At 34.7% G+C, this 23,154-nt stretch carries 29 protein-coding genes; 22 read left to right on the top strand and 7 right to left on the bottom strand.

Features of this window, described 5'->3' with window-relative positions:
* Nucleotides 1–199: 199 nt before the first annotated feature.
* Together QRN68_RS26755 and QRN68_RS26750 are read left to right on the top strand one after the other, a co-directional pair.
* Entirely contained in the window at nt 200–934 is a 735-nt protein-coding gene (locus tag QRN68_RS26755) for a hypothetical protein (protein ID WP_285400493.1), read from the top strand.
* A gap of 231 nt (nt 935–1,165) precedes the next feature.
* The gene (locus tag QRN68_RS26750) at nt 1,166–1,492 is read left to right on the top strand and encodes a DUF771 domain-containing protein (protein WP_285400492.1); all 327 of its coding nucleotides are present in this window, start codon (nt 1,166–1,168) and stop codon (nt 1,490–1,492) included.
* Between the two features lie 82 nt (nt 1,493–1,574).
* Here the strand turns inward: QRN68_RS26750 and QRN68_RS26745 are convergent, their stop codons facing one another.
* Entirely contained in the window at nt 1,575–2,270 is a 696-nt protein-coding gene (locus QRN68_RS26745) for a hypothetical protein (protein WP_285400491.1), read from the bottom strand.
* A 452-nt stretch (nt 2,271–2,722) separates the two neighbouring features.
* Here QRN68_RS26745 and QRN68_RS26740 point away from each other — a divergent pair, with 452 nt between their 5' ends.
* From QRN68_RS26740 to QRN68_RS26730, 3 genes are all read left to right on the top strand, one after another.
* Nucleotides 2,723–3,250, top strand: coding sequence for a hypothetical protein (locus QRN68_RS26740; RefSeq protein ID WP_285400489.1), 528 nt, complete (start codon nt 2,723–2,725; stop codon nt 3,248–3,250).
* 525 nt (nt 3,251–3,775) lie between these two features.
* Nucleotides 3,776–4,375 (top strand): YpjP family protein, encoded by a 600-nt coding sequence (locus QRN68_RS26735; RefSeq protein WP_285400487.1) that lies wholly within the window; start codon nt 3,776–3,778, stop codon nt 4,373–4,375.
* 207 nt (nt 4,376–4,582) lie between these two features.
* A complete protein-coding gene (locus tag QRN68_RS26730; RefSeq protein WP_285400485.1) occupies nt 4,583–4,789 on the top strand; it encodes a hypothetical protein in 207 nt (68 codons plus the stop codon).
* Between the two features lie 359 nt (nt 4,790–5,148).
* Here QRN68_RS26730 and QRN68_RS26725 read toward each other — a convergent pair whose 3' ends face one another.
* Nucleotides 5,149–6,570 carry an erythromycin esterase family protein gene (locus tag QRN68_RS26725; protein ID WP_285400483.1) on the bottom strand — a complete coding sequence of 474 codons (1,422 nt, stop codon included), beginning with the start codon at nt 6,568–6,570 and terminating at the stop codon, nt 5,149–5,151.
* 347 nt (nt 6,571–6,917) lie between these two features.
* Here QRN68_RS26725 and QRN68_RS26720 point away from each other — a divergent pair, with 347 nt between their 5' ends.
* Nucleotides 6,918–8,222 carry an oligosaccharide repeat unit polymerase gene (locus QRN68_RS26720; RefSeq protein WP_285400482.1) on the top strand — a complete coding sequence of 435 codons (1,305 nt, stop codon included), beginning with the start codon at nt 6,918–6,920 and terminating at the stop codon, nt 8,220–8,222.
* Between the two features lie 72 nt (nt 8,223–8,294).
* On the opposite strand, the gene QRN68_RS26715 is transcribed toward QRN68_RS26720, so the two are convergent.
* Nucleotides 8,295–8,945 carry a FusB/FusC family EF-G-binding protein gene (locus QRN68_RS26715; RefSeq protein WP_285400481.1) on the bottom strand — a complete coding sequence of 217 codons (651 nt, stop codon included), beginning with the start codon at nt 8,943–8,945 and terminating at the stop codon, nt 8,295–8,297.
* Nucleotides 8,946–9,336: 391 nt separating this feature from the next.
* Between QRN68_RS26715 and QRN68_RS26710 the strand changes: the two genes are divergently transcribed.
* Entirely contained in the window at nt 9,337–9,981 is a 645-nt protein-coding gene (locus QRN68_RS26710; protein WP_285400480.1) for a class I SAM-dependent methyltransferase, read from the top strand.
* Nucleotides 9,982–10,953: an HD domain-containing protein gene (locus QRN68_RS26705; RefSeq protein ID WP_285400479.1), complete on the top strand. Its 972-nt coding sequence runs from the start codon at nt 9,982–9,984 to the stop codon at nt 10,951–10,953.
* Between the two features lie 134 nt (nt 10,954–11,087).
* Here the strand turns inward: QRN68_RS26705 and QRN68_RS26700 are convergent, their stop codons facing one another.
* Nucleotides 11,088–11,423 carry a hypothetical protein gene (locus QRN68_RS26700; protein WP_285400477.1) on the bottom strand — a complete coding sequence of 112 codons (336 nt, stop codon included), beginning with the start codon at nt 11,421–11,423 and terminating at the stop codon, nt 11,088–11,090.
* 236 nt (nt 11,424–11,659) lie between these two features.
* Here QRN68_RS26700 and QRN68_RS26695 point away from each other — a divergent pair, with 236 nt between their 5' ends.
* The 12 genes from QRN68_RS26695 (at nt 11,660) to QRN68_RS26640 (ending at nt 19,347) form a co-directional block, all read left to right on the top strand.
* Entirely contained in the window at nt 11,660–12,058 is a 399-nt protein-coding gene (locus QRN68_RS26695; protein WP_285400475.1) for a MarR family winged helix-turn-helix transcriptional regulator, read from the top strand.
* Nucleotides 12,058–12,405, top strand: a complete 348-nt coding sequence (locus tag QRN68_RS26690; RefSeq protein ID WP_285400496.1) for a DUF3147 family protein — start codon at nt 12,058–12,060, stop codon at nt 12,403–12,405. The genes QRN68_RS26695 and QRN68_RS26690 overlap by 1 nt, the downstream gene beginning before the upstream one ends.
* Before the next feature lie 11 nt (nt 12,406–12,416).
* Nucleotides 12,417–12,899, top strand: a complete 483-nt coding sequence (locus QRN68_RS26685) for a GNAT family N-acetyltransferase (RefSeq protein WP_285400474.1) — start codon at nt 12,417–12,419, stop codon at nt 12,897–12,899.
* 86 nt (nt 12,900–12,985) lie between these two features.
* Nucleotides 12,986–13,450, top strand: coding sequence for a hypothetical protein (locus tag QRN68_RS26680; protein ID WP_285400472.1), 465 nt, complete (start codon nt 12,986–12,988; stop codon nt 13,448–13,450).
* 275 nt (nt 13,451–13,725) lie between these two features.
* A complete protein-coding gene (locus QRN68_RS26675) occupies nt 13,726–14,235 on the top strand; it encodes a hypothetical protein (protein WP_285400471.1) in 510 nt (169 codons plus the stop codon).
* A gap of 123 nt (nt 14,236–14,358) precedes the next feature.
* A complete protein-coding gene (locus QRN68_RS26670) occupies nt 14,359–14,979 on the top strand; it encodes a hypothetical protein (RefSeq protein ID WP_285400470.1) in 621 nt (206 codons plus the stop codon).
* A 61-nt stretch (nt 14,980–15,040) separates the two neighbouring features.
* Complete coding sequence (locus QRN68_RS26665) at nt 15,041–15,829, top strand: lipid II flippase Amj family protein (RefSeq protein ID WP_285400495.1); 789 nt, start codon at nt 15,041–15,043, stop codon at nt 15,827–15,829.
* A gap of 10 nt (nt 15,830–15,839) precedes the next feature.
* Nucleotides 15,840–15,965, top strand: a complete 126-nt coding sequence (locus QRN68_RS26660; RefSeq protein WP_285400469.1) for a hypothetical protein — start codon at nt 15,840–15,842, stop codon at nt 15,963–15,965.
* Entirely contained in the window at nt 15,965–16,324 is a 360-nt protein-coding gene (locus tag QRN68_RS26655) for a membrane lipoprotein lipid attachment site-containing protein (RefSeq protein WP_285400467.1), read from the top strand. The genes QRN68_RS26660 and QRN68_RS26655 overlap by 1 nt, the downstream gene beginning before the upstream one ends.
* Nucleotides 16,325–16,767: 443 nt before the next feature.
* The gene (locus QRN68_RS26650; protein WP_285400465.1) at nt 16,768–17,079 is read left to right on the top strand and encodes a hypothetical protein; all 312 of its coding nucleotides are present in this window, start codon (nt 16,768–16,770) and stop codon (nt 17,077–17,079) included.
* Nucleotides 17,080–17,102: 23 nt separating this feature from the next.
* Entirely contained in the window at nt 17,103–19,022 is a 1,920-nt protein-coding gene (gene thrS, locus QRN68_RS26645; RefSeq protein WP_285400463.1) for a threonine--tRNA ligase, read from the top strand.
* Between the two features lie 169 nt (nt 19,023–19,191).
* Entirely contained in the window at nt 19,192–19,347 is a 156-nt protein-coding gene (locus tag QRN68_RS26640; RefSeq protein WP_285400462.1) for a hypothetical protein, read from the top strand.
* 34 nt (nt 19,348–19,381) lie between these two features.
* Here the strand turns inward: QRN68_RS26640 and QRN68_RS26635 are convergent, their stop codons facing one another.
* Together QRN68_RS26635 and QRN68_RS26630 are read right to left on the bottom strand one after the other, a co-directional pair.
* Nucleotides 19,382–19,855, bottom strand: coding sequence for a hypothetical protein (locus QRN68_RS26635; RefSeq protein ID WP_285400461.1), 474 nt, complete (start codon nt 19,853–19,855; stop codon nt 19,382–19,384).
* 199 nt (nt 19,856–20,054) lie between these two features.
* On the bottom strand, nt 20,055–20,183 hold the full coding sequence (locus tag QRN68_RS26630) for a Spo0E family sporulation regulatory protein-aspartic acid phosphatase (RefSeq protein WP_481817490.1): 129 nt from the start codon (nt 20,181–20,183) through the stop codon (nt 20,055–20,057).
* 554 nt (nt 20,184–20,737) lie between these two features.
* Between QRN68_RS26630 and QRN68_RS26625 the strand changes: the two genes are divergently transcribed.
* Nucleotides 20,738–21,367, top strand: a complete 630-nt coding sequence (locus tag QRN68_RS26625; protein WP_285400458.1) for a hypothetical protein — start codon at nt 20,738–20,740, stop codon at nt 21,365–21,367.
* Between the two features lie 11 nt (nt 21,368–21,378).
* The gene (locus QRN68_RS26620; RefSeq protein WP_285400457.1) at nt 21,379–21,933 is read left to right on the top strand and encodes a histidine phosphatase family protein; all 555 of its coding nucleotides are present in this window, start codon (nt 21,379–21,381) and stop codon (nt 21,931–21,933) included.
* 417 nt (nt 21,934–22,350) lie between these two features.
* Here the strand turns inward: QRN68_RS26620 and QRN68_RS26615 are convergent, their stop codons facing one another.
* The gene (locus tag QRN68_RS26615) at nt 22,351–22,899 is read right to left on the bottom strand and encodes a GNAT family N-acetyltransferase (protein ID WP_285400455.1); all 549 of its coding nucleotides are present in this window, start codon (nt 22,897–22,899) and stop codon (nt 22,351–22,353) included.
* Nucleotides 22,900–23,154: the final 255 nt, after the last annotated feature.

The following is a 23,154-nucleotide window of genomic DNA, read 5'->3' as shown; positions in this document are numbered from 1 at the left end:
GGCGAATCAGGGTGAAAGAAATCCTGGTGTTTCATTGGAACATAAATCATTCAACGACTGTATAATTTTGGTTAATCAACACGTGTGATGGAAAAACACTCTACTTTGGTTGGATTTTTAACATTCGTTGGTAGAATATAAGATTACTGGTATATAATACTGAGATATTATGTTTTTAAAATTGAGTAGGAGGAGAATAATGAAAAAATTATTTATTGTGTTACTAGCAGCATTTGTATTTGCGGTAATAAATCCAACAAAATCAGAGGCTGTCAGGTATGATGGAGCAGAAGTATTTAAAGACCAAACGGGGAAAATGACTTTTACAAAAGATATTAAGATTTATAAGAAAAATGAGGATGGTACATTTGATTCATTAGTGGTGAAACGCAATAATTATTTTAAAACGTATGAAATTGAAAAATATGATGGCAAAACATTTTATCAAATGGGGCCATATCGTGTACAAGCAACAAATCTAGTAGTTTTTAAAGAGATACCGATGAAAATTCGCGCATCTTTCTATCCAAATGTAACGTATATTAATATCAACCGTAATAGCGGCGAATATGGCAAACTCTTTACGGAATGGCGTGATACTTCCATCACGGATATGAATGGTGATCAAATGTTGAGTTATTGTAGGGACACAGGAAATGGGTTAAAGTGCGAAAAGCATTATCCTGGTTCAGATATGAAAGTAGCCGATACAAAATTTAGAAAAACCGGTGTACGTTATGAAGTAACGGAAGACTCTGAAGCGAAAACTTATCCATTAGTAGGTTCTAAAACGGAAAAAGCGATGCCGAAAGGAAGTATGGTTTATTCAGTGAGTGATTCCATTAATGCGTATTTATGTGTAAAGGAAGACTTAGAAGCTAATGATGAACAATGTACTTGGCTTCCAGTAGGTATTTTAAAGCCAATCTACTAAAGCCAGTTGAAGATGTGATAGATTATGAATTATTTAGCTCTCTAATTTATTTGATAGGGGGCTATTTTTTATGGTTTGTTGACCTACAGATAGGATGTTTGTCGATGTCTTAGGTTTAGATGAAAAGACCACTCCGTGATGGGTGGCCTTTTAGTTGTTAAGATAAAATGTAAGCGATAGCTACTATAGATGAAATAGTGTCGCTTTTTATATCTTTATAAGGAGATTTAGATGAATAAACAACAATTAAATGTAACTCTTTCAATACCAATACCAGAAGATATGGTCTTAATCAAAAAAGTTGAACTTGAGGCATTACAACAAGATAGATTGATCGGAGTCTATTGGACAATGGGCGACTTAGAAAATCGCATTGGCAAAAAACAAGTGTGGATCAAAGATAATATACTGTATCCACAAAAATTCAAACGACAGCTAGATGTTTCGCAAGGTGGCTTTGTTTACTATCCAAAAGCAAAAGGTGAAAAATGGAGTTTCTTGGCCTCTAAGATGTCTAGATTTCTTGAAGATAATTTTTATTTAATATTTAGTAAATAATGAAGAAACTCTTTCAACTGTGAAGTGACCTCAATTGTTTGATGGTGTGTCTAACAATTGAGGTCACTTCATATTGAGTGACTTATTTCTTCGTTTCTTCAATTAATCCTAATTCTTGTTTAAGTGTTGTAATCCCTGCAATACCTTTTAATAATTGACTATCAGAAGCTGTAATATCAGATTTTATCTTATCCATCTGAGAAGGAGTAAAGTTACCTTCATCAAACATTTTCATAGCCTTTTCTGCAGCTAATTGCCTTGAAGCAGCTGCATAATTTAACTGACTCATAGCTTCTTTAACGTCTTTTTTCTGTTCCTTACTTAATCCTTCGACTGGCAAAGAATTCTGAAGACTTAACTCTCTATATCCTTCCTTCAAGGCTTTCATATTATCATAAGCTGCATATACATCTTTACTTCCATTTCCTATTGCTTCAAAAGTTGGTTTCCAAATACTATTCCATAATAGGTCATATGTTTTGACCCACTTATCAATAGCTGGTTGAGTGTTTTTGGCGAAATACTCTTTTTGCTTTGTTAATTTTTCTTCTTCTTTTGATTTAGCTTTAGCCTCTTTTCCAGCTTTTTCCTTAGCTTCTTTTTCTTTATCAGCTTGTTCTTCTTTTAATTTCTCTTCTTCCTTCGCTTTCTTTTCAGCTTCTTTTTCTTTAGCTTTATCTAATTCTTCCTGAGTGTTATCTGTTCCTTCTGCTTTTTCTCCAGCACAAGCTGTAAGCAACAATGCAGACATGGCTCCGATGTAGATTAATTTTTTCATTATGAAATCACTCCCTCTATATTTCCATTTTAGGGAATAAGGAGATAAAAGTACATATAAAAAACAAGAACACCCGAATCAATGGGCGTCCTCTTTTTTATTCCACTCTATTTGCATTCCAATGATATCTGCAATTTCTTTAATTTCACTATATTTAATGGTACCACGCGTTAGCTTATTCAGATTTTTCGGCAGGCCTCCTCAAAAATGAGGAAACGTAAAATTTGACGAGTCCACTAATTTTTTTGACCTGTCCAAAATCGAGCGTATATTGCCAGCTGAATTTTCAGCCGCGAGTTTTTATAGTCGAAAATTCGGCAATGAAAAGATGACCACATTTTGGTTATGTATTTGACGGCTCAATTTTGAGGCATGAGATTCACGGTATAAACACAAGTTAAAGGAAATCCTTTCCTTTTGTCGAAATCAGTAGATAAAGGTAGGTGTCTTTTATGGAAATTATTGAAAATCGACTGAAACGTAATATTTCTATTATTAATAAAAAAAAACTAGAGTTTATGGATATTCAAACAGGTAAATTAAATGGAAAACAACTGAATTTGTTTGAGATATACGATTTAACTTATCAAATAACGATGGAATTAATTACTTGGATAACAAATAGGGATGATTTGATGTGGGAACACTTCTCTTTATACCAAGTTGAAAAACGTAAGGACCGGAAAAATATGTCCAAAATACTTGGAATACGTCACGCTTTCAATTTGTTTAAACATGACATGGCTATTATAAGCTTAGAGGAAAAAAGGTATAGTCCTTTTATAAAAACAGAGGATGTAGATTGTGTGTTAGTGCAGAATGTGTGGTTGGACATAAAAGATATTCCTTTTGACCCTATATATAAGATGGCTCGTGAAGCATACGTGAAAAATCTTCAAGGGAAAACGTTATATGAAACGTTTCATAGCATTGTTGATTTGTTAAATAGACAATACGGAAAAGTAATTACTAAAAATTAGCACTCTCAATTGAGGGTGCTTTTTTTATATTTCATCACGTACAAAAAAGATTGAAGGAAATAGCTCCAATCTAGGTATTTCATCATCCATACAAACATGCCCACCAAAGCGTTAATAATTAGCCCCGATTAGCCCCAACTCAGCCCCAAATTAATGTTATTTAAAGTGTTTATATGCATTGTTGATAAAAAGTAAAAAGCCTACAGAATATTGATGTAGTAGGCTTTTGGGGAATTATATAGTGCTCTTTGCAAAATAATTTTATTAGTCCGTGAAGCATAAAGATGATAAATAACCTAACATTAATAAAAGACCAATACTCATTGCGATGTCCATGCTTGTACCTCCTTTTAAAAAACGACACATTTTTCCCACATATAACTGGAAGTAAATGCTTTAGTGAGTTTTCACTTTATACATAAATATTGTACAATGAATTATGGAAATATGAAACCTTTTATTGGCTTGTACGTATATATAAGTAGTAGAATTACCAATTTGTACATAAAGAGAAGGTGTTAATTAATGAAAAAGTGGGTTAAAAAGAGTATCGTCATAATGGTTGCGTTTTTAACATTAGGATTAATTACGCCAACACATGAAATATGGGATGCATTCGATCAAAATGCTTCGAATCGTTCATCAATTGATTCATCACCAGGGACAAGCAATGCCGTTGCAGCTAAACCAGTTGAAGATCGGACCGAAATACTTCAGGAACCGATAGACTACGGAGCATTGCTCGTTGATGCAGCTAAAGAGCAATCCTACATAAAGTTCGGCACAAAAATTGGACCGAAAATTAGCAATGAGTTTGACTCCATTATCTTCCCTAAAATGGAAGAAGCAATTGCGATGACTGTAGCGGGCTTAGACGATACATCATTAGCATCCCTATCAATTTCAGAAAAGCCAAGTGGTAACTATGGTGAAAAAATATTTAATATTACTAGCAATGAATCAGGTAAGGATTTAATTCGCTTCCACGTTCGTACAGAAAAAAGACCACAGGAAGGCTATTACTACAACTTCCACTACCACAGTGTCGAGGACGACTTTATAGCACACAACAATTTAGGGGATATTTACTGGGAGAAGAACACACCTCCAAAATGGCTATCCTAATAATCAAAAAACACTCGTTTAAAATACGAGTGTTTTTTTAATTTAAAACATGGATGTATCAATGTTTGAAATGAATTTCTAAATTATTTTTAAAATGCCATTCTTTATTAACTGGGTAATAAGGATAAAATAGGAAAACCTATTCGAAAGAGGTTGGGACATAAGTATATTTTTATAGCAAAGCGCGAGAAATCAACGTTTCTAATATTGCTTTCTCGCGCTTTTAAATTTTTAATCAGGTATGTCCTGGCTTCTTTTAATTTTTTCAGAGCAACTAACAACATAATAGGGGAAATTACAAAACAAATATATGTTGGAGGTGGTTTAGGAGATATGGCTAATTGGGATGAAATTAAACGGGAGTGGGAAACTACAAAAATTACACTGGCAGAACTTGCTAAAAGTATGAGATAAAATTCACTACATTGAAAAGCCGAAAGAGGCGTGAAAAATGGTCGAGAGATACAACTGCTATGGTTGTATCTATTCCTTGCAAGGATGCAACCAGAGAAAAACAGATAGCCCCTAAAGGCAATATTTATGCCGTTGAAAAAAAGGACACACTAATCCTCTAAACTAATTTGGAAAACGGAAATCTGCTGCTGAGAAACACATTTTCTTTTCGGAATATTTAGATAGAAGAAACACTCGAAATCGTGGAAGCAATGAATTAGTGTTCTCTAGCCGATGGTAAGAGTCTTACTGCCCGAAGAAGCCCAATTCTTTCAAATAATAATCAGTGGTGATAAAGTAGATCTCCACTGATTAAAGTTTTACTTTATATAATTTGGCTTACTTACTTTATCAATTAGTAGAATGCCATCATATTGATCGCGTGGAACTAGACTTTCCTCCATGACTCCCCAGCTATATGATAAGCGTGGCTCAAACATCCATGAGTTTCCTCGTTCATTTTGACGGTTTCGTAAGTCGATAAATGTGTATGGTTTATTTGTCGATGAAAGAATATCCTCGATAGATCCTTTTATTGGCGGTAAAACGGTCATAGGTTCACCTATATTATTTGCTGTTTCGCCACCAGCCATATAAAGGCCAAGTACATAGCTATATTTCTTGTAGATATCTGGTAGACGCTCACCCATTAATTTTATCGGATCAGAACCCATTACTTCGGATTGTGCTTTACGAATATGGTCATTATGAGCCCAGACGATAAACTTTTCAGTTGGATAAATTTCTTCTGCTAACCAAAGTAGGTTTTCCATCATCGCCTGGTCACGCCATTCCATTGTCTTTAAATATGAGTCAAATTTATCTTGTTCTAATTCAATAATTGTTTTAATGGATAGTTCTACATATTCGTCTGCTAAACGGATACGGTCAGCTAAAGTACGTTCCATAAGCTTTACAATATGAGGCTCGTTCGGATAAGCTGCTTTTAACTCTTTTTCTTTAAGCGGTACTTGTGATTTTACTTGTTTATATACTGCGATAATGCTTGGTTGTACTTTTTGATAGCCCTTTAAATCATTACTGAAGCTCCATTCTGCCAGTTGCTTCTCTGCATCACTGAACTGTTTCGCAAGCTGACTATTTTGTAGCCAGTCACCGTTTGTAAATGCACCTTGCAGTTGAATATCTAAGCCTGCTAATTTTAATGGTTTATCTGTATTCTGCGTTTTTTTAGTATATTCAAATAACGGTAGTGTTTCTTTCGTCCACCATACACCAAAAATAGCATCCTTCATCGTTTGTTGCGCTGTTTGTTTGTCGATATGTCCTTGGGCATTCATGACATTCCCTAAACCACTTTCAAAGGCAAGAACGTTATAGCCCATTTCTTGGTGTAAAAATTGAATAATACGTGTTTTTGCTAGGTTAAATTCAGCCACACCGTGAGAACTTTCCCCTAAAAAAACGATGCGCTTATCATGCAATAAAGGCTTAAGCATCTCTAAATCTTCAAATTTACTTGATGGAATCTTTTGTTTACTAAATGTTTCAGGTTGAATGGATGTCAAGCTGTAAGCATGGTCGTTTGTCCACTTTTTCCACTCCTGAAGTGTTTTATCGGATGTATGAGCTTGATTTGCTTCCAAATTGTTCTCTAATGCTATGCGCTCTTCTGTTGTCGGAACTGCTGCGGATGCATTTGATACTCCGTTAAACGCAACAAAACTTGTTAGCGCAATACTCCATGATAATAAAACCTTACGTTTCTTACCTTTTGTCATTCTCAATCAGTCCTTCTCTATATGTTAAGACCAATTATAAGCAAGTAAGTTTAAATTTCGCTTAAACTTTGTTTAAATTTGGCTTATTAATATAATTTTGGATTTGTTCTCATTGAGTATCTTTGGAGAAAGGCATGAAAAAACACCTCTATTAAGTGCAATAGGGATGGTAGGTGGATGGCTGTATTTTAATATAAAAACTGTGCTCCAATGCCGAAAAAGATCAATTAACAAAATTAGTAAATACCTATATAAAATAAACTATCAATATGATATACTATTTTTGTTTTACATATTTGGAAATTATTTTAAAGTTTGGAGGGAAAGCATCTTAGGGTATGGGAGGCATGAAACAATTTTTTGGGAAATTAAATAAAATCGATACATTTTCACCGTATTTCTTTTTACCGTTTATTTTAATGCTCTATTTCTTTACGAGCATGTTTGATTGGCATAAGTTTGAACAGTTCAATATAACTGTTTCCATTTGGCCAGCTGTTATTTTATCGGTTATTTGCTATTACATAGGTGTGTACGTTATAGACAAACTAAAATGGACGATACCTTCATTTGGTCTATCTTTTTTAAGCAAATATGTCATTCATTTTATTGTGTTTCTGACGTTACTTGGCTTAGGTGCCTTCATACTGATGACTTTTGAAGGTGGCTTTGGAATTTCGGATGAGTCAAATCGAAGAAATCTTGATCCAAAGTTGAACTTCTTTAGTCAATTACTATGGTTTGGCGTTTTATTGCTGCTATCGTATAAAATGATTATGGAAAAGAGTATGACATGGAAAAAAGCGATTATCTATGGTTCTATCTTTGCAGGGGTCATCCTTTTATTCTTGTCAATGGCCTATCGAACGCCATTAATTATTATGCTATTTACAGGAATCATCATTTTCCACTACGTAGTGAAACGTATTAAATTAACGTGGTTTTTAACAACGCTGTTAGTCATTGGTCTCGCTTTCTCAATGTTTAGTTTTATTCGTGTAATAACGGAGGATCAATCATTAGAATTCAATAAACGAGAACAACCCGATGTAGAGCTGACGGAAGAGGATAAAGAGAAATTATTAACAGCTGAACATAAAGTCAACTTAACGCCTACTTGGATACGCGCTATCAATGAGGAAAGTGTGACTAGTCATATCGTGTTAAGTACAATTATTGAGTATACAAAAGAAAATGGTTATTTACACGGTGAAATCCATAAAGGAATCTTTAGTACAGTATTACCTGGAGAGCAAACTTCACCTCGGATGAAAATAACGGAGGTTGTGAATTCCGTGAGTGTGGAGAAGGGCAAGAATATTACACGTGAAAATCGCACAACGACACCAACCTTTATCGGTCAATTATTTTTAGATGGCGGCTATTTATTAGTGGTAATTGGCTTCTTTTTATACGGAGCTTTAATTTCACTGATCTACAATAAAGTGAAGCAGGAAGGTATTCGTAGCTTCCATACTGTCGCATATGCATTCACTATTACGGTATTTACGGTGTCTATGCATACAGGTCTACTCGATTTGATCATAATTTTAATGCTTGGTTTCGTCATTATTGCATCGTCTATTATGAATATGGAAGACAAAACAGCCTCGGTAAACTTGAAAAAGACGGCGTGGGCTAACAATATGTAGTCTTGAGTCATTGTAATGAAATTAGAAAAGTAGATATCAAAAAGCCTTCCCCGTCATGGAGAAGGCTTATATTTATTGTGTAATGCGCTCGAAAAATGCTTGTGTTTTTTCAATATCCGTTACATGTTGATTGCATTTTTGGCTATCTGCGCAAATGTAATTACTATGATTCGTGAACGTTCCAACGACTTGCCCTTTTACAGAAGTAGTAAATAGGCCAACATCAGAATGGCGGTTACATATTGCACATATTCCTTTAATTATATTGTTAGAGAAAATTCCCTTAATCGCTTTTAATTGTTCATCTTGCTCAATTACGACATATTTTCGATGTGTTCCATGATCATCCCAAGCTAAATAACAAATCTGCTGAAAATCCATATCTTCAAGCTTTGGTAGCTTTAGCTTTTTTTCCTTTTTAAATAGGCTTTTCAGTGTGCTTGCAGTAACTGCTTTGAACGGGATGACATATGGTTTTAATTGCTCTAAATAGTCTTCACCTTTTGCACGATCTGTAACACCGAGAAGTTGTTCGATGAGCTGTGCTTCCGCAGTGGGCAGTGCTAATTTTGCAGTAATTTCGCTATCAACTATGCCACGAACGGCAAGGATGACGCTTTTATCGTTTGTCGTAGCAAGTGTTTGTAAAATTTTATTCATTTGCTGCTCAAGTAAATGATAGTTTGCGACCGTTAAAAACGGCTGAATTGTTTGTTTTTCCATATGAAGTCACTCCTGTATATTAGGCTTTAAATAAAGATTTGTGGCCTAAAGAGATCATCCAATTTATGTTATATTAATTAGCTTTTTCTAGACCTCTTTGACCTGTAAAGTGGTAGTTCTAGAGCAAGCATTACAAAAGAATGCATTCATTTAGATTCCTCCTTGTAAAGAAAACTATCATTATCATAGCATTTTTTAGGAAATAAATAAATGAAAAGGGTGTAGAATTTTGCAATTTTTCGAAAAGTTTATCGTGCAATAAATTGGTAAAATTGGTATAATAGTAGTATTGATTTGAAAAGGGGGAATTTTTATGAAACAGGTTATGTATTATAAAAATTTAGTTGTTTGGAGCGGGATAGAAATTTAGGGGATTAACAGGAGGAGCTAAATGCTAAATCAACAAGGATTTAATTTATGGGCTGACGGGTACGATAAAACGGTTCAGTTAAGTGAAGAAAGTAATCAATATCCATTTGCAGGATACAAAACAGTATTAAATACAATTTTTAACGAAGTCATGCACAGTCCAAAATCAACAATATTAGACATTGGCTTTGGCACAGGTGTATTAACGGCAAAGCTTTATGAAAATGGCCATGCGATCAACGGATTCGATTTCTCCTCAAAAATGATCGAAATCGCCAAAGAAAAAATGCCAGAAGCAAACTTAATAGAGTGGGATTTGTCAAAGGGGCTGCCAGCAGAGCTTCTTCATCAAAAATATGATGCCATTATTAGCACCTATGCGCTGCATCATTTTACGGATGACATGAAAGTGCAATATATCACAGCATTATTACAGCAATTAACACCACAAGGAAAAATTTTCATTGGCGATGTCGCTTTTGAAACAAGAGCGCAACTTGAAAAATGTCGTCAAGACAGTATTGATTACTGGGACGATGATGAGTTTTACTTTATCAATGAAGAGCTAAGTCTTTTATTAAAAGATCTTTGTCAAATAGATTTTTACCCAATTTCGCATTGTGGTGGGGTTTTTGTTATTTCGAATTTTACACAGGAAGATGCTTAAATGATTATTTCTGACGATATATATGGGCAATTCGAGTTAGATGATGTGTTAGAAGAACTTCTTTCGAGCAAACCGATGCAAAGGTTAAAAGGTATTCATCAAGGTGGGGCAAGTTATCTTGTGAATAGTCAATGGAATGTTACACGTTATGAGCATTCAGTCGGTGTCATGCTGTTAATTAAACAGCTCGGTGGCTCTTTAGAGGAGCAAGTCGTGGGATTATTGCATGATGTTTCACATACGGCCTTCTCGCATGTCATTGATTTCGTCCTTGAAAATAAAGCTGAAGATTATCACGAAGAAATATTTATGGATGTAATCAGGGAATCAGAAATTCCTATTATTCTAAAAAAATATAACTATGATTATGAACAGCTATTTTTTAATACTTCAAAATGGACTTTGCTTGAGCAGTCAGCTCCTGATTTGTGTGCAGATCGCGTAGATTATACATTAAGAGATATGTACGCATATGGGCAAGCCTCATTAGAAGATATACAAAAATTTCTAAATGATATCATTATTTATCAAGGAAAGATGTGCCTTCAAAGTATCGAAATCGCAGAATGGTTTGTGAAAACATATTATCAAGAAGTTCTTGATTTCTTCATGGATCCGTTAAATATTTATGCTAATGATAAATTGGCGCAAACGCTTAAGTTATCATTAGAAAAAAAGATCCTTACGCTCGATGATTTTCTTAAGGAAGATAATGAATTAATTGAACAAATGAAATCTTCAAATGATACTCAAATACAGAGCCTATTAAAGCAACTTCATCCATGTGTAAAAGTGAGGGTGAATCATACAGAATTTGATATTCATCAAAAAAATAAAGCGCGACTTATCGATCCTTTACTAAAAATTGATAATAAATTACTAAAGTCTAGTGATTTATCTGAAGTGGTTAATAAAATGAATGCAGCTGCTAAAGAAAAATATAAACAGGGTGTGTTTGTGAAAATACTTTGAGTTTCTCGATAAATCACAAAAAAGTTTCGATAAATCATATAAATTTCTCGGTAAATACACAATGTTAGTCGATAAATTTAGGATTCTTCTCGATAAGACGAATGAAGGGGCTGTCAGAAGGCAGCCCCTTTTCTTTATGCAAACATCGACATAATATACTTACCTGATATCATAAAAACTGCATAAACTGCGAGAGCGCTCATTATGGAAATGCTAGGTTTAAACCAGTTTGTTAATAAAAATGCCAGAACCGTAAAAAGTAGCATACCGACAGCCCCGAACACAGTATTTTGTAAGACGCTATGGAAAGTATCTTCCTTCATATTTTTCATCTGCATTCCCATATTGATTAGTGTTAGGATAGGCAAGGCTGTAATGATGCCTGATAAAAACAGATATTTTGATTGGCTTAACAGTAATGCTAATACCATGATAGAGCCGCCCACAATAAAATATAGAATATATAACATTTGTAACCCTCAAATTTTTTATATCAGAATAGTGTAATAATACTTTACGAAATACCTACTTACAAGTACCAGTTTTAAGTAATTAGCAAGAAGCTAAGAAAGATAGATTTTTATCAAAAAGAACGAGAATATTTTGGACGAAAATATCTGAAAATATAAACTTTAACTTACCTCTTTTTATATATCGTGTTATACGATATAATCGAATCGAACGATATATTAAAGGAGTAAATTTGATGATTACAGATATAAACAACTATTTTACATCAATTTTCTATCATCTACATACAACACATGAAGAAGTGATTTCACATCAAAGCGTGCGTATTTTGCAGATGATTCAGAAGGAAGATGAAGTAACTGTGCGTGATATTGCAGGCTTACTGAATATTTCTCAAAATACAGCGTCTGAGCATGTCAAAAAACTAGAGCGTAGTGGCTGGGTGAAAAAAGAGCGTTCCATCGATGATCAACGCAAAGTAATTCTTCATTTAACAGCTGAAGGTCTTCAAATCGTTAAGAAAAATACAGAATTGGATGAGGACAAACTACAGCAAGCATTAAATCAGCTATCAGAACAAGAACAACAAACGATTTTACAGGCATTTCGTCTATTATGTGAGGTGTCTAAATGATGTATACACTAGTGAAAATTCTCTGCTCGGCAGCCATAATTGGTATCGTAACAGAGGTTGCTAGAAGATTTCCTTCCTATGGTGGCATGATCGCAGCACTACCACTTGTCAGTATTTTAAGTATCATTTGGCTAACAGTACAAAGTGAGTCGAGTGAGCATATTCAGCGATTTACTTATGGTGTAATCGTTGGACTACCAGCAACTATGTTCATGCTATTTGTTATTTATATGGCGATGAAATCATCGATCCATATCGTTTTTGCCATTGGACTAGGGATTGTTTCGTGGGCAGTATTTCTTGGTATTCAAAAAGCGATTGCAGGTGTATTTAATATTTCTATTTAGGAGATTAATTTATGACAGTCATTCCTATTCAACAATTATCCAAAAATGATGTGTTGCATTTTTTTAAAGAGCATTGGGGAACTACAGAAATGGTCATTTCCAGCGGGGTTTATGACTGCAGCAAATTAGATGGCTTTGCCTATGTAGATGAACAAAACACAATTTTAGGTCTTGTGACGTATATTATTCGTCATAAAGAATGTGAAATTATTTCCCTTGATAGTATTGTAGAAGGAAAAGGGATTGGTTCATTACTTGTACAAGCAGTTGAACAAAAAGCATTCGAACAAAGCTGTACAATGATAACCCTTATTACGACAAATGATAATTTACACGCATTAAAATTTTATCAAAAACGAGGCTATTATTTAGTTGAAGTATTACAGAACGCTGTTGAGCAAGCTAGAGCATATAAGCCTGAAATACCTTTAATCGGCAATGATGGGATTCCAATACGTGATGAAATACGATTAGAAAAGCAATCTGGCTCATAATGAGTCAGGTTGTTTTCTTTTTCAAGGTTTCATCACTTGCCATTTCTCGCTATACTTGATGGAGAGATAGAAAGTGAGGAATTTAAATGAAAAAAATCCTATTTGTTTTATTATTTAGCGTTCTTATGGTGGGAGCGGGTTTCTTCATATATTTAAAAAGCAATCCACCACTTGTTATGAACGGCTTTACGAATCTGACTGATGATTCAACTACAAAAATTGTTGAAATAGAGAATAAAGGACTACAGGAGATAGAGCTTCAGCAAATACTCGTCAATGATAAATTGCCTGAAAATGCCGAGCTTGTCGTGAGTAAGTCTGAACCGTTTGAAGCGGAAACGAAGCTGGAGGATAACCCGAATATTACATATCATAAGTTAAGACAAGTTAATATTTTTCCTAGTCAATACATAGATCGTAAAGCCGTTGGAAAGCAGCCTCAGCATTATGCTGTAAAGGTTGAGGCACCCGATATTAAAACTATAACGATTAAATACAATTATTTGAAATTGCCGTTTACTCTAACAGCAGAGTTACAGACTACAAAATAAAGTGAAACAATAATCAGTGGGGTTCTTATCCCCACTGATTATTTGTCTTCACCAAATATAAGCAAACAACTATCCTATTTGGTGTTCAAACCATTTTTAAGGGAAGTTAATTCTGGATAGTTATAATTTTTAAGTGTCTAATGCACTATATACTAGTTTTTGTCTTATCATTTATGCCCGTGTCATTTCATAAGATTGTTTGGTGAAAAAATACTGTTCCTCCTAAAACGTGGTAATCTGATAGTAACTGTAATTGCAATGTTAGGAGGGACTAAATGGGGTTTGTCGTCATTGGTGCAGGTCTTTTGGTCTGTGTTTTCGCTATGGTTTTAGTGATTATTCGGAAGCATTCGAAGGGTGATGTTATGCTGGCAGTAACATCTACATATGAAGGGAAAAATGAATTAAATCAAGCAGTTATGAAGATATACTTTACGTTTTCAATTGGTAAACTGGCGCATCGTCAAAAAGAAATAATAGGCAGTATTGATTGGTCAGAAGGATGGATGCCCGTTTGCTATAATGTAAAGGAAAATGGAGCCTATCAAGAGAAACGATTACTCCGTGCAACAAATGAGAAAACGTATACAACCTTCGAAATAAACGCTACAAATGCTATAGATCATCTTGGACGGGGTGAAGGGTATGTTGTATTAGTTCTAGAGGACCCGATCTTTACAGATAAATCTAGAGCAGGAGTGATTCTTGTGGTAACCGCCAATATGGGGACCTATCAGCTGTCTGATTCAACAAGTTGGAATAATGACTTTGCTGTCTATCATTAAATACTGACAAAAGCTATTCAAAGGGAGGAAATGGACTAATGAATAGTTTTTTTATTTGGCAGGAAAATAAAGGAACCTATTATAGTGAATTTCGTAGAATATAAAAAGAAAGGAGTGTATTTCTTGTATTCATTACTATACTATAAGAAAAATCACTGGGAGATTGAAAATGAAGAGGATTTATACAAATATGCTGCAAGTGTACAAAAGCACATCGCCATCCTAACCTATGGCAATCAGTTAAATAAAGAAGCCTTGGATAAACTTATTGCAACTTATTTAACGGAGGGAAACGGCGATGACCCAAATAAATTCAATATAAGATACGATACATATGATGCCGATGTGAAAAGTGAACATAGAAATAATTGGATTTTTGATATTCAGATGGATGATGAGCAGCTTTTGGAGTTTGAGACGGCTATCCAACGTATACATGGTACGCATGTCAGAATTCAGCATAGGAGTAGAGGCCATTATGAAGTGAAAATTGATGACAAACTATATTCCACAAGGGTTTATCGAACTAGAGATTGCTCGAAGATTTACCGAGGGCCCGTAGAAGGGAGATATTTACTTTTTATCGATGAGGAATCCGAAGATAATGAGTTGTTAAGAAGTGAGATGCATATGATGCCTAAGAAATTGCAATCGCTTTCCTTAGCAGTGACAATTCCCCGTGAAGAATGGGAAATATATGTACGAGATTGGATCAAACGATTACTCAAAATCATACAAAAGTGATAATCAATCAACAACAAAAAGAAGGTAAAATACTTTGGATATTTTGACAGATAAATTATTAATGATTGCTTTGTTCATTCTCATCATTCATTCGATAGAAACACTTGCGTATGCAGTTCGATTATCAGGTGCACGTGTAAAATTATTAGCCTCTGCTTTATCATTGTTTAATGTCATGGTCATAGTTTCAAGGCTTGCGAATATGATGCAGCAGCCATTTACAGGAAGCTTGACTGACACAGCACCAAAGGAAAACACGCTTGCTTTTGTGGAGCAGCAGTTCCGCGTACTTATTGGCGCCGCTTCAGTAGGTACATTGGTAGGCATTCTACTATTACCAACATTTGTAGCGATATTTTCAAGAGCCATTATTCATTTATCTGAGGAAAGAGGCTCTATTCCAGCATTATTCAAAAGAGGTTTTAGTATTGGATATGTCAAACGGGGAATAAAACATTTTCATATGCCAAGTTTTTCATACTTAAAGGGTATTAGTTGGCGTGATATACCTATTAAATTATTTATCGTTAATATCGCCATAACGGCCATCTATACAATTGGCGTACTATCTGCACTTTACGCCTCTTTACTAGTTCCTGAAAGATCGACAACTGCTGTGATGTCGTCAGGGCTTATTAATGGTGTAGCAACGATGTTATTGATTATCTTTATTGACCCTAAAATTTCCATTCTAGCTGATGATGTTATCAATCAAAGAGGCAGCTACTTAAATCTTAAGCGAGCTTCTGTGATGATGATGGCTTCAAGGCTGCTAGGCACATTTGTGGCACAGCTATTATTTATTCCTGGGGCAAAATATATTGCTTGGTTTACACAATTTATGACTTAGGAGGGTTTGCATGAATCAAGAATTATATGACCGTCCAACAGATTATTATGATAACCAACTTTTTACTATTGATGAACGATATATTGAAGTTGATAATATCATGATAACTTTCAAGGAAAGGGGAATCGTGTTCTAATGAAAAAATTATGCTTCCTGATTTTGATGGTTTTTGTGTTAGCTGCTTGTAGTACGGATCAACAAGAAGATGTGCATTACATAGCGAAAAGTGAGCACTGGAAGGCGATTTATAATAGTAATACTGAGGATGGCTTAAACATTTTCTATCTAGGTGAAAACAAAGACTTAGGTGATTTACAAATTTCGATTGAAGGTGCAAAAAATTCACTAGGGATGTCAGACGTACGCGTGAATATAGAAGGACAATTAACCTTAACGAAAAAAGAAAGTGAGCAAATTTTTAAGGGAGACTCTACACCTAGCATTCATATTCAATGGCAGTCTTATGATGAGATTTTAGAAGTGCAAAATAACTAAAGTAATAGGGGAGAAGCCATAATGAGAGAGGAAGAACGAAATGATGTTGTTGTAATTAACGGACTTGAGATAAGTGGATTTATAGATAAAACAAAGAGGTGCTCTATATGTCAAAATCATACTATATATGATGATACTTTCGATGTATAGTTTTGTGCTACATGTAATGACTGGAAAGAAGAAAAATGCAGTGATCCCCATTGCCACTACTGTGTACAAAGACCAGAGCGTTCATTGGCAAGCAAATAGTTATTAAACTGAGTTGGTATATATTTTTTTTGTAAAATACACCATTCTTACAATTTATATTACGAAAAAAATAAAATTTCAAACGTTGACAATTGCTGGAGCATTCGTTATAGTAAATAACAATTTCAGAAAGCAATGAAATTGGCGATGAGAAGGACACGAGTTTTGATGAACAATTCACAGAGAGGGAGGCATTGGCTGAAAGCTTCCTAATGCAGCAAGCAAAACTTACTACCTTTGAGCAGTGCTTGGAAACTTGCACCGTTTTTGCAACGTTACTGCAAATCAATGAGCCACTAGTGCATCTAGTGGGAATTTGGGTGGAACCACGGGTAATCAACACATGCTCGTCCCTTTATGGGGCGCGAGCATGTGTTTTTTTATTTTTTAACTTCTTCCAGCACCTGCTGAAAGAAGTTAAAGCCTCCGGCGGATGTTACAGAATCGGAAAGGAGTTCATTGTCCAGCACAAAGCCGATTCTGGACGCAATTATACCGAGGCATAATTGATAAAAAAGGAGTAGAGAACATGTCAAATCAATTAATTAACATTCAATTTCCAGATGGGAAACAACAAGCATTTTCAAAAGGTGTTACACTAACCGACATTGCACAAGCGATTAGCCCTGCTTTACGTAAAAAAGCAATCGTAGGGAGTGTGAACGGAACCATCATTGATTTGACGCGCCCGATTTTGGAGGATACACAAATTTCCCTGTACGATGCTAGCTCAAAAGAAGGAATTCAGGTTATTCGTCATTCAACAGCCCATTTGTTAGCTCAAGCAATTAAGCGTTTATACCCTGATGCAAAATTTGGGGTTGGGCCAGTAATAGAAAACGGGTTTTATTATGATATCGATACTGCGCATTCATTAGCGCCTATTGATTTACAACAAATTGAAAAAATGATGAAGCAAATTGTTCAAGAAAATATACAAATACAGCGCAAAGAAGTAACACGAGCAAAGGCACAGCAGCTATTTGTTCATGATGCGCTAAAGCTAGAGTTATTAGAGGATATTCCTGAACATGAAGCTGTGACGGTTTATGAACAAGGAGAATTTTACGATCTATGTCGTGGACCGCATGTACCTTCTACAGGAAAATTACAGCACTTTAAATTAATGCATGTATCAGGAGCATACTGGCGTGGAGATAGTGATAATCAAATGCTTCAGCGTATTTATGGTGTAGCATTTGCCTCGAAAGAAGAGCTTGCGGATTACTTTGTTTTCTTAGAGGAAGCAGAGAAGCGGAATCACCGAAAGCTAGGAAAAGAACTAGAGTTATTTATGTTTTCAGAAGAAGCCCCAGGGATGCCATTTTATTTAGCGAATGGTCAAATTATTCGAAATGAACTGGAGTCGTATTTACGTCATTTACAAGCAAAATTTGATTATCAAGAAGTTCGGACTCCGTTGATGATGAACCAGCGTTTATGGGAGCAATCAGGGCATTGGGATCATTACAAAGAAAATATGTATTTTACACACGTAGATGACCAAAGCTTTGCATTAAAGCCTATGAATTGCCCTGGACATATGCTGATTTTTAAAAATGATTTACATTCATACAGAGATTTACCAATTCGTATGGCTGAATTTGGTCAAGTTCATCGACATGAATTTAGTGGCGCATTAAATGGACTTTTACGAGTTCGTACTTTTTGTCAGGATGATGCACATATTTTTGTTACGCCACAGCAAATTGAAGATGAAATTGCACTTGCGCTGAAAATTATTGATGAGGTATACCAAGTTTTTGGCTTCCAATACGATATTGAATTATCGACACGTCCAGCTGATTATATGGGTGAACTTGAACTTTGGCATCAAGCGGAAGCGGCGTTAGAAAACGTACTAACAAATTTGGGCTTTCCTTTTACAATTAATGAAGGTGACGGAGCGTTTTACGGACCCAAAATTGATATTCATATTAAAGATGCCATTCAACGAAGTCATCAATGTGCAACGGTGCAGCTTGACTTCCAACTACCAGAGAAATTCGACTTAACATATGTCAATGAACATAATGAAAAAGTAAGACCTGTCGTTATTCATCGAGCGGTATTCGGTTCTATTGATCGTTTTTTAGGCATATTGATTGAGCATTTTGGAGGGGCGTTCCCAACGTGGCTTGCACCTCAGCAAGTAAAAGTAATTGGCGTTGCAGATGCGCATCAAGAATATGTACAGCAAGTAGTTGATGCTTTAAAAAAGGAACAAATCCGTGTAAGCGTGGACGATCGACAAGAAAAGCTAGGTAAAAAAATTCGGGAAGCTCAAATGAAAAAAACACCTTATATTTTAGTGCTTGGTGATAAAGAAATGGATAATGAAAATGTCACTGTTCGTCAGTATGGTGAGCAAGCATTGATTGAAAAACCATTGCAACAGTTTATAGAGGAAATAAAGAAGGAAATACAGCAAAAAGCTTTAAGCATTTAAACGATTTAGAAATAGCTCGACTGCTAGGGGCTTAAAAAGTCATTACCCCTAGAGTCGAGCTAAGTCAAGCCATGAAAGTATTGTTACGAAAAACTAATTTTGGGCTCATCATCATTGTATGCCATGTGTATAAGTTAATTGGAGTGAAGACTGGGGGGCAGCGTTACTTATGAGACCCTGGAGCGCAAGCGAAGCGCGGCTCATCAAACGCCCCCAGTCGGAACAAAAATCAACCACACATTATGGTGATGATCCTATTTTTTTAAAAATGTTAGTTTTTTCATCGATTTCGCTACTATTAATCAATTTTCAAGCATACAATTAATTAACAAACGAACGAACTATTTAATGAGTTAGATTTAATAAGGGGTGCTATTACTTTGATAATTACTTTCTCCTAAAATGATGGATTGAGTGTCAGCGTCAATGACAAGGTATTTATGATAGGTCTCCTGATTTGTTTGCTGATAGGATGCTAAAAAATAAACTTGTCGATTGGGATGAATAAAAGTATGTTGAGAGAGGTCTATTTTTTCACGTATAAAATTTGTTTTTAGATGAAATGTTTCCTCAGCCTTCGGTACGTCCTTAAAGGCTATTTTTTGACGAATGTTCAAGGTAGCATCGTTATATTCCTCGTAGATTGCCCGGTCTAATTGAAGATAAAAGTCGTCCTCAGTACGAAATGTTTTATATTGATTATTAGGATATTTATAAGATGTAGTTTCAGATGGTATGCAAAGTGTAGGTGCTACTGTGTTTTCTACTGAATCTTGAGGCTGCTGTAGTAAAAATTTTGAAACAACGACCAATGTTAAAAGCAATGCCTGCATGATTAGGCCTCCTTATTGTGTTATAAAGTAGAATTCCCAATTTTTTGATATATATACGCATCGTTACAATATCATCAGGATCTGGTGTGGCTTTATAACTGGAACCTAGTACAGGATAAAACTAGTCAAATCATTGAAATATTGGACTGGCTTTATCTGATCGATCGTTTAGTATCTTCAATAAAATGCTCCCTCGCTATTAGGAAGCTTTTGAATATTTATTTAGTAGGACATCTAGTTCTTGACTACAATTTACAACACTAGGATGGGTGAAGCCTAAATCCATTGCTTTTCTATACATAATCCTTCTTTTAACTTCAATCTCCATCTTCAAGAATTGTTTAACTGATATATTTACCAAAATCTTTTCCTCCTAATTTTTTCTCCATATTCTTGAAATACATTGACCTCGATTCAACTTTTTCATTGTATCTCACATAAAATAAAAAATATGTCACATTGTGTATAGGGTGAGAAATTCGTAATTTAGTCACAGAAAAATATCTTTACTCTTAAAAGAGGGGAAAAATAAGAAATTTTAATATTGGATATTTTAACCTATTTTAATTTACTTTTATTGTATTTTTTATATATTCTATTACCCTATAACAAAAATATTAGGGTTTTTTTATTGCTAGTTTTTAAAAAATAAACAGAGAAAGATTTAATAGATTACTAACTTTTTTACTATAAAGATTTATATTTACGTCGATTGAATTTAAAATGAATTTCGTATCTTGTCACAATTTATCAAATAAACTTTTTTGTTGTTTGTTATTGAGGAGATTTTATTTTGGTTGAAAATGTTGAGAATTTTCGAAATATATAGAATAATAGGTAAACGGGTTTCTCGAATCTATTAAATGATAGGGGAGGTATACGATGTTGAAGGTAAGGTTGCCATTATTAAGCGTTATTATCGCGGCTATTTTAATGTTAATAGCATGTTCAGAAGTGACAACAAAAACAGGAGAATCTTCAGAATCAAAAGAAATTACTAACCATTCCGTTCAACACGTGGAAGAATCTAAAACGACACCTCCAGTTATTGATAGGGATTATGATTTTACATATTTAGAGGAATTGCCAGAGGAAAAACAAGCTTTTTATGAAGAATTCTTAAGCAAAGGGGATAGTAATAGTTTAAAGATTTTTACACCAGAGGAAATAGTGTTAATTATGATGAATTTAATACTTGAGCATAATTTCGATAAACTATATGCAATTACCTACAATAACAATGAGCTTCCAAATAAAGAAACCTTTATCAAAGAATACATCAATTATTTATTAGATGAGCAAATACAGGATTATTTGATGTACAGATACTACGATAATATTTCATTGGATAAAGATACTAGCACCGAAAATGTAGCAGTTGTTAAATTAGAAATTATTTTTGGAAGTTCCCATTTTCTCAAGACATTTGCCTTGCTAAAAGAAAATGGTACGTGGAAAATTGATTTATACAATTATATGAAAGAAAAGAAGGCGAAATCTGAAGAAAAATAGAGGAGATAATAATGACCGTAATATACTTTGTTAGACATGCCCATTCACACTATACAGCTGATGAGTATAATCGACCGCTATCTGACAACGGGTTTAAGGATAGGGATCGTGTCACAAAATTATTCGAAAATAAAATGATTCACGTAATTTATTCAAGTACATATAAAAGGGCCATCCAAACGGTGGAAGGCATTGCGCAAGAACATCATCTACAGGTTAATATCGTGGATACTTTTAAAGAAAGAACATTGTCTAATAAAAAGATAATGGATTTTGACGATGCGATTCGTCAATTATGGAGTCATCCAAACTTTGCATTTGAGGGTGGAGAATCAAATGAAACCGCAATGGAACGAGCTATTACTACCTTGCAAAAGATAGTGCTAGCGCATCCAAATGACAATATAGTGATTGGTACACATGGCAATATAATGGTCTTAATGATGCAATATTTTGATATTCAATATGATTATTCGTTTTGGAAAAAGCTGTCAATGCCAGATGTCTATCAACTTACATTTCAAAACTTCGTGTTAGTTGATGTTCAGAGAATTTGGAAAGAGTAGGAGAAGAGGATTGTACAAGAATTAAGGGAACAAATATTGAAGCTAGAAAAGCAATTAATGCATTATCGGAAAGTGGATTTTGAGAATATCGAGAATTTGGTAGTTTGAGCACAAAGTATGATAAAGTTTTACAATTAAATTCGCTGGAAAACGAAGATGGAATATCCCATTTGTAGCTAGGGATTTTGCGATTCAGCAAGTGGCACCTCATGTCGTCCATACTACATATTGCACAACGTCCATTACAAACGGCAAAAAACCATTAAGAAGCTTCATTTAGGTGTTGCACGACACAGAGTGGAAAATGTATTTTCATCAGGGAACCCCAACTATAAACGCCCGTATGTAATAAGACATACGAGCGTTTTTTGAAATTGGCCGAAGAAGTGACAGCCCATTATTTTGTTTTATTGAGAATCAGCTTTGCCATTCTTCTCGTAATAAACCAAATAAAACTACATCATGAAATTGACCGAAGCGGAAAATCTCATTTCGTAAAATACCTTCTTTTGTAAAGCCACACTTTTCATAGGAACGAATAGCTGCTTTATTAAAGCTAAAAACCTGAAGTTTAACTTTATTAATAGCAATATAATTAAAAATAAAATGAATAAGAGTTTTCATTGCATCCGTTCCAAGTCCTTTACCTTGCCATTGTTCGCCGATTGAAATGCCTACAAAGCAAGTACTATTTTGCCAGTTGATTGAATAGACACCACAGGAGCCGACAAGCTCATTTGATGTTTTTTCAAAAATTCCGAAGATAAACTCCTCTTTTTTCCCACTGATACTTTGAAAGAATGAAGTATGATCCTCAAAGGTATTTGGAAAGGGGATTTCATCATTGGCAAGTAGCAACGATTTCTTTTCACTTTCGATTTTTACAAATGCTTCTAAGTCGATGGAAGTCATTTGCTGTAAAGTAATAGTTTGACCTGTAAGAAATTCTTTAAAATAATTTTCCATTTGTATTCTCCCTCGTTCAAGGGCTGCAGTTAGAGTTACATCCCTTGGATAATTTGTTGTATAAACAAAGCATCTACTGCAATTTTCGCACTCATATGCACAACTCCTTATGTTTAGGTAACTTTATAGTAGCATTTTTTGGAATAAGTAGAAATAAATATTTTCATCAGGTGTGTTGATTAACCATTTTTATCCACCTGATTAAATTAGAAGGATCTGATTTCCGCTACGGGCTACTCGCTTTGTCGCTGACGC

It is taken from the genome of Lysinibacillus sp. fls2-241-R2A-57, assembly GCF_030209535.1.
In the GTDB taxonomy this organism is placed as follows: Bacteria; Bacillota; Bacilli; order Bacillales_A; family Planococcaceae; genus Lysinibacillus.
Note: the sequence above shows the minus strand (reverse complement) of the source record. Positions and strands in the feature narration are given on the sequence as shown.

What these genes read in the sequence shown, in the direction of transcription:
- QRN68_RS26755 (WP_285400493.1), top strand. Translation starts at nt 200, where the DNA reads ATGAAAAAATTATTTATTGTGTTACTAGCAGCATTTGTATTTGCGGTA.
- QRN68_RS26750 (WP_285400492.1), top strand. Translation starts at nt 1,166, where the DNA reads ATGAATAAACAACAATTAAATGTAACTCTTTCAATACCAATACCAGAA.
- QRN68_RS26745 (WP_285400491.1), bottom strand. Translation starts at nt 2,270, where the DNA reads ATGAAAAAATTAATCTACATCGGAGCCATGTCTGCATTGTTGCTTACA.
- QRN68_RS26740 (WP_285400489.1), top strand. Translation starts at nt 2,723, where the DNA reads ATGGAAATTATTGAAAATCGACTGAAACGTAATATTTCTATTATTAAT.
- QRN68_RS26735 (WP_285400487.1), top strand. Translation starts at nt 3,776, where the DNA reads ATGAAAAAGTGGGTTAAAAAGAGTATCGTCATAATGGTTGCGTTTTTA.
- QRN68_RS26725 (WP_285400483.1), bottom strand. Translation starts at nt 6,570, where the DNA reads ATGACAAAAGGTAAGAAACGTAAGGTTTTATTATCATGGAGTATTGCG.
- QRN68_RS26720 (WP_285400482.1), top strand. Translation starts at nt 6,918, where the DNA reads ATGAAACAATTTTTTGGGAAATTAAATAAAATCGATACATTTTCACCG.
- QRN68_RS26715 (WP_285400481.1), bottom strand. Translation starts at nt 8,945, where the DNA reads ATGGAAAAACAAACAATTCAGCCGTTTTTAACGGTCGCAAACTATCAT.
- QRN68_RS26710 (WP_285400480.1), top strand. Translation starts at nt 9,337, where the DNA reads ATGCTAAATCAACAAGGATTTAATTTATGGGCTGACGGGTACGATAAA.
- QRN68_RS26705 (WP_285400479.1), top strand. Translation starts at nt 9,982, where the DNA reads ATGATTATTTCTGACGATATATATGGGCAATTCGAGTTAGATGATGTG.
- QRN68_RS26700 (WP_285400477.1), bottom strand. Translation starts at nt 11,423, where the DNA reads ATGTTATATATTCTATATTTTATTGTGGGCGGCTCTATCATGGTATTA.
- QRN68_RS26695 (WP_285400475.1), top strand. Translation starts at nt 11,660, where the DNA reads ATGATTACAGATATAAACAACTATTTTACATCAATTTTCTATCATCTA.
- QRN68_RS26690 (WP_285400496.1), top strand. Translation starts at nt 12,058, where the DNA reads ATGTATACACTAGTGAAAATTCTCTGCTCGGCAGCCATAATTGGTATC.
- QRN68_RS26685 (WP_285400474.1), top strand. Translation starts at nt 12,417, where the DNA reads ATGACAGTCATTCCTATTCAACAATTATCCAAAAATGATGTGTTGCAT.
- QRN68_RS26680 (WP_285400472.1), top strand. Translation starts at nt 12,986, where the DNA reads ATGAAAAAAATCCTATTTGTTTTATTATTTAGCGTTCTTATGGTGGGA.
- QRN68_RS26675 (WP_285400471.1), top strand. Translation starts at nt 13,726, where the DNA reads ATGGGGTTTGTCGTCATTGGTGCAGGTCTTTTGGTCTGTGTTTTCGCT.
- QRN68_RS26665 (WP_285400495.1), top strand. Translation starts at nt 15,041, where the DNA reads ATGATTGCTTTGTTCATTCTCATCATTCATTCGATAGAAACACTTGCG.
- QRN68_RS26660 (WP_285400469.1), top strand. Translation starts at nt 15,840, where the DNA reads ATGAATCAAGAATTATATGACCGTCCAACAGATTATTATGATAACCAA.
- QRN68_RS26655 (WP_285400467.1), top strand. Translation starts at nt 15,965, where the DNA reads ATGAAAAAATTATGCTTCCTGATTTTGATGGTTTTTGTGTTAGCTGCT.
- thrS (WP_285400463.1), top strand. Translation starts at nt 17,103, where the DNA reads ATGTCAAATCAATTAATTAACATTCAATTTCCAGATGGGAAACAACAA.
- QRN68_RS26640 (WP_285400462.1), top strand. Translation starts at nt 19,192, where the DNA reads ATGAGACCCTGGAGCGCAAGCGAAGCGCGGCTCATCAAACGCCCCCAG.
- QRN68_RS26635 (WP_285400461.1), bottom strand. Translation starts at nt 19,855, where the DNA reads ATGCAGGCATTGCTTTTAACATTGGTCGTTGTTTCAAAATTTTTACTA.
- QRN68_RS26630 (WP_481817490.1), bottom strand. Translation starts at nt 20,183, where the DNA reads ATGGAGATTGAAGTTAAAAGAAGGATTATGTATAGAAAAGCAATGGAT.
- QRN68_RS26625 (WP_285400458.1), top strand. Translation starts at nt 20,738, where the DNA reads ATGTTGAAGGTAAGGTTGCCATTATTAAGCGTTATTATCGCGGCTATT.
- QRN68_RS26620 (WP_285400457.1), top strand. Translation starts at nt 21,379, where the DNA reads ATGACCGTAATATACTTTGTTAGACATGCCCATTCACACTATACAGCT.
- QRN68_RS26615 (WP_285400455.1), bottom strand. Translation starts at nt 22,899, where the DNA reads ATGGAAAATTATTTTAAAGAATTTCTTACAGGTCAAACTATTACTTTA.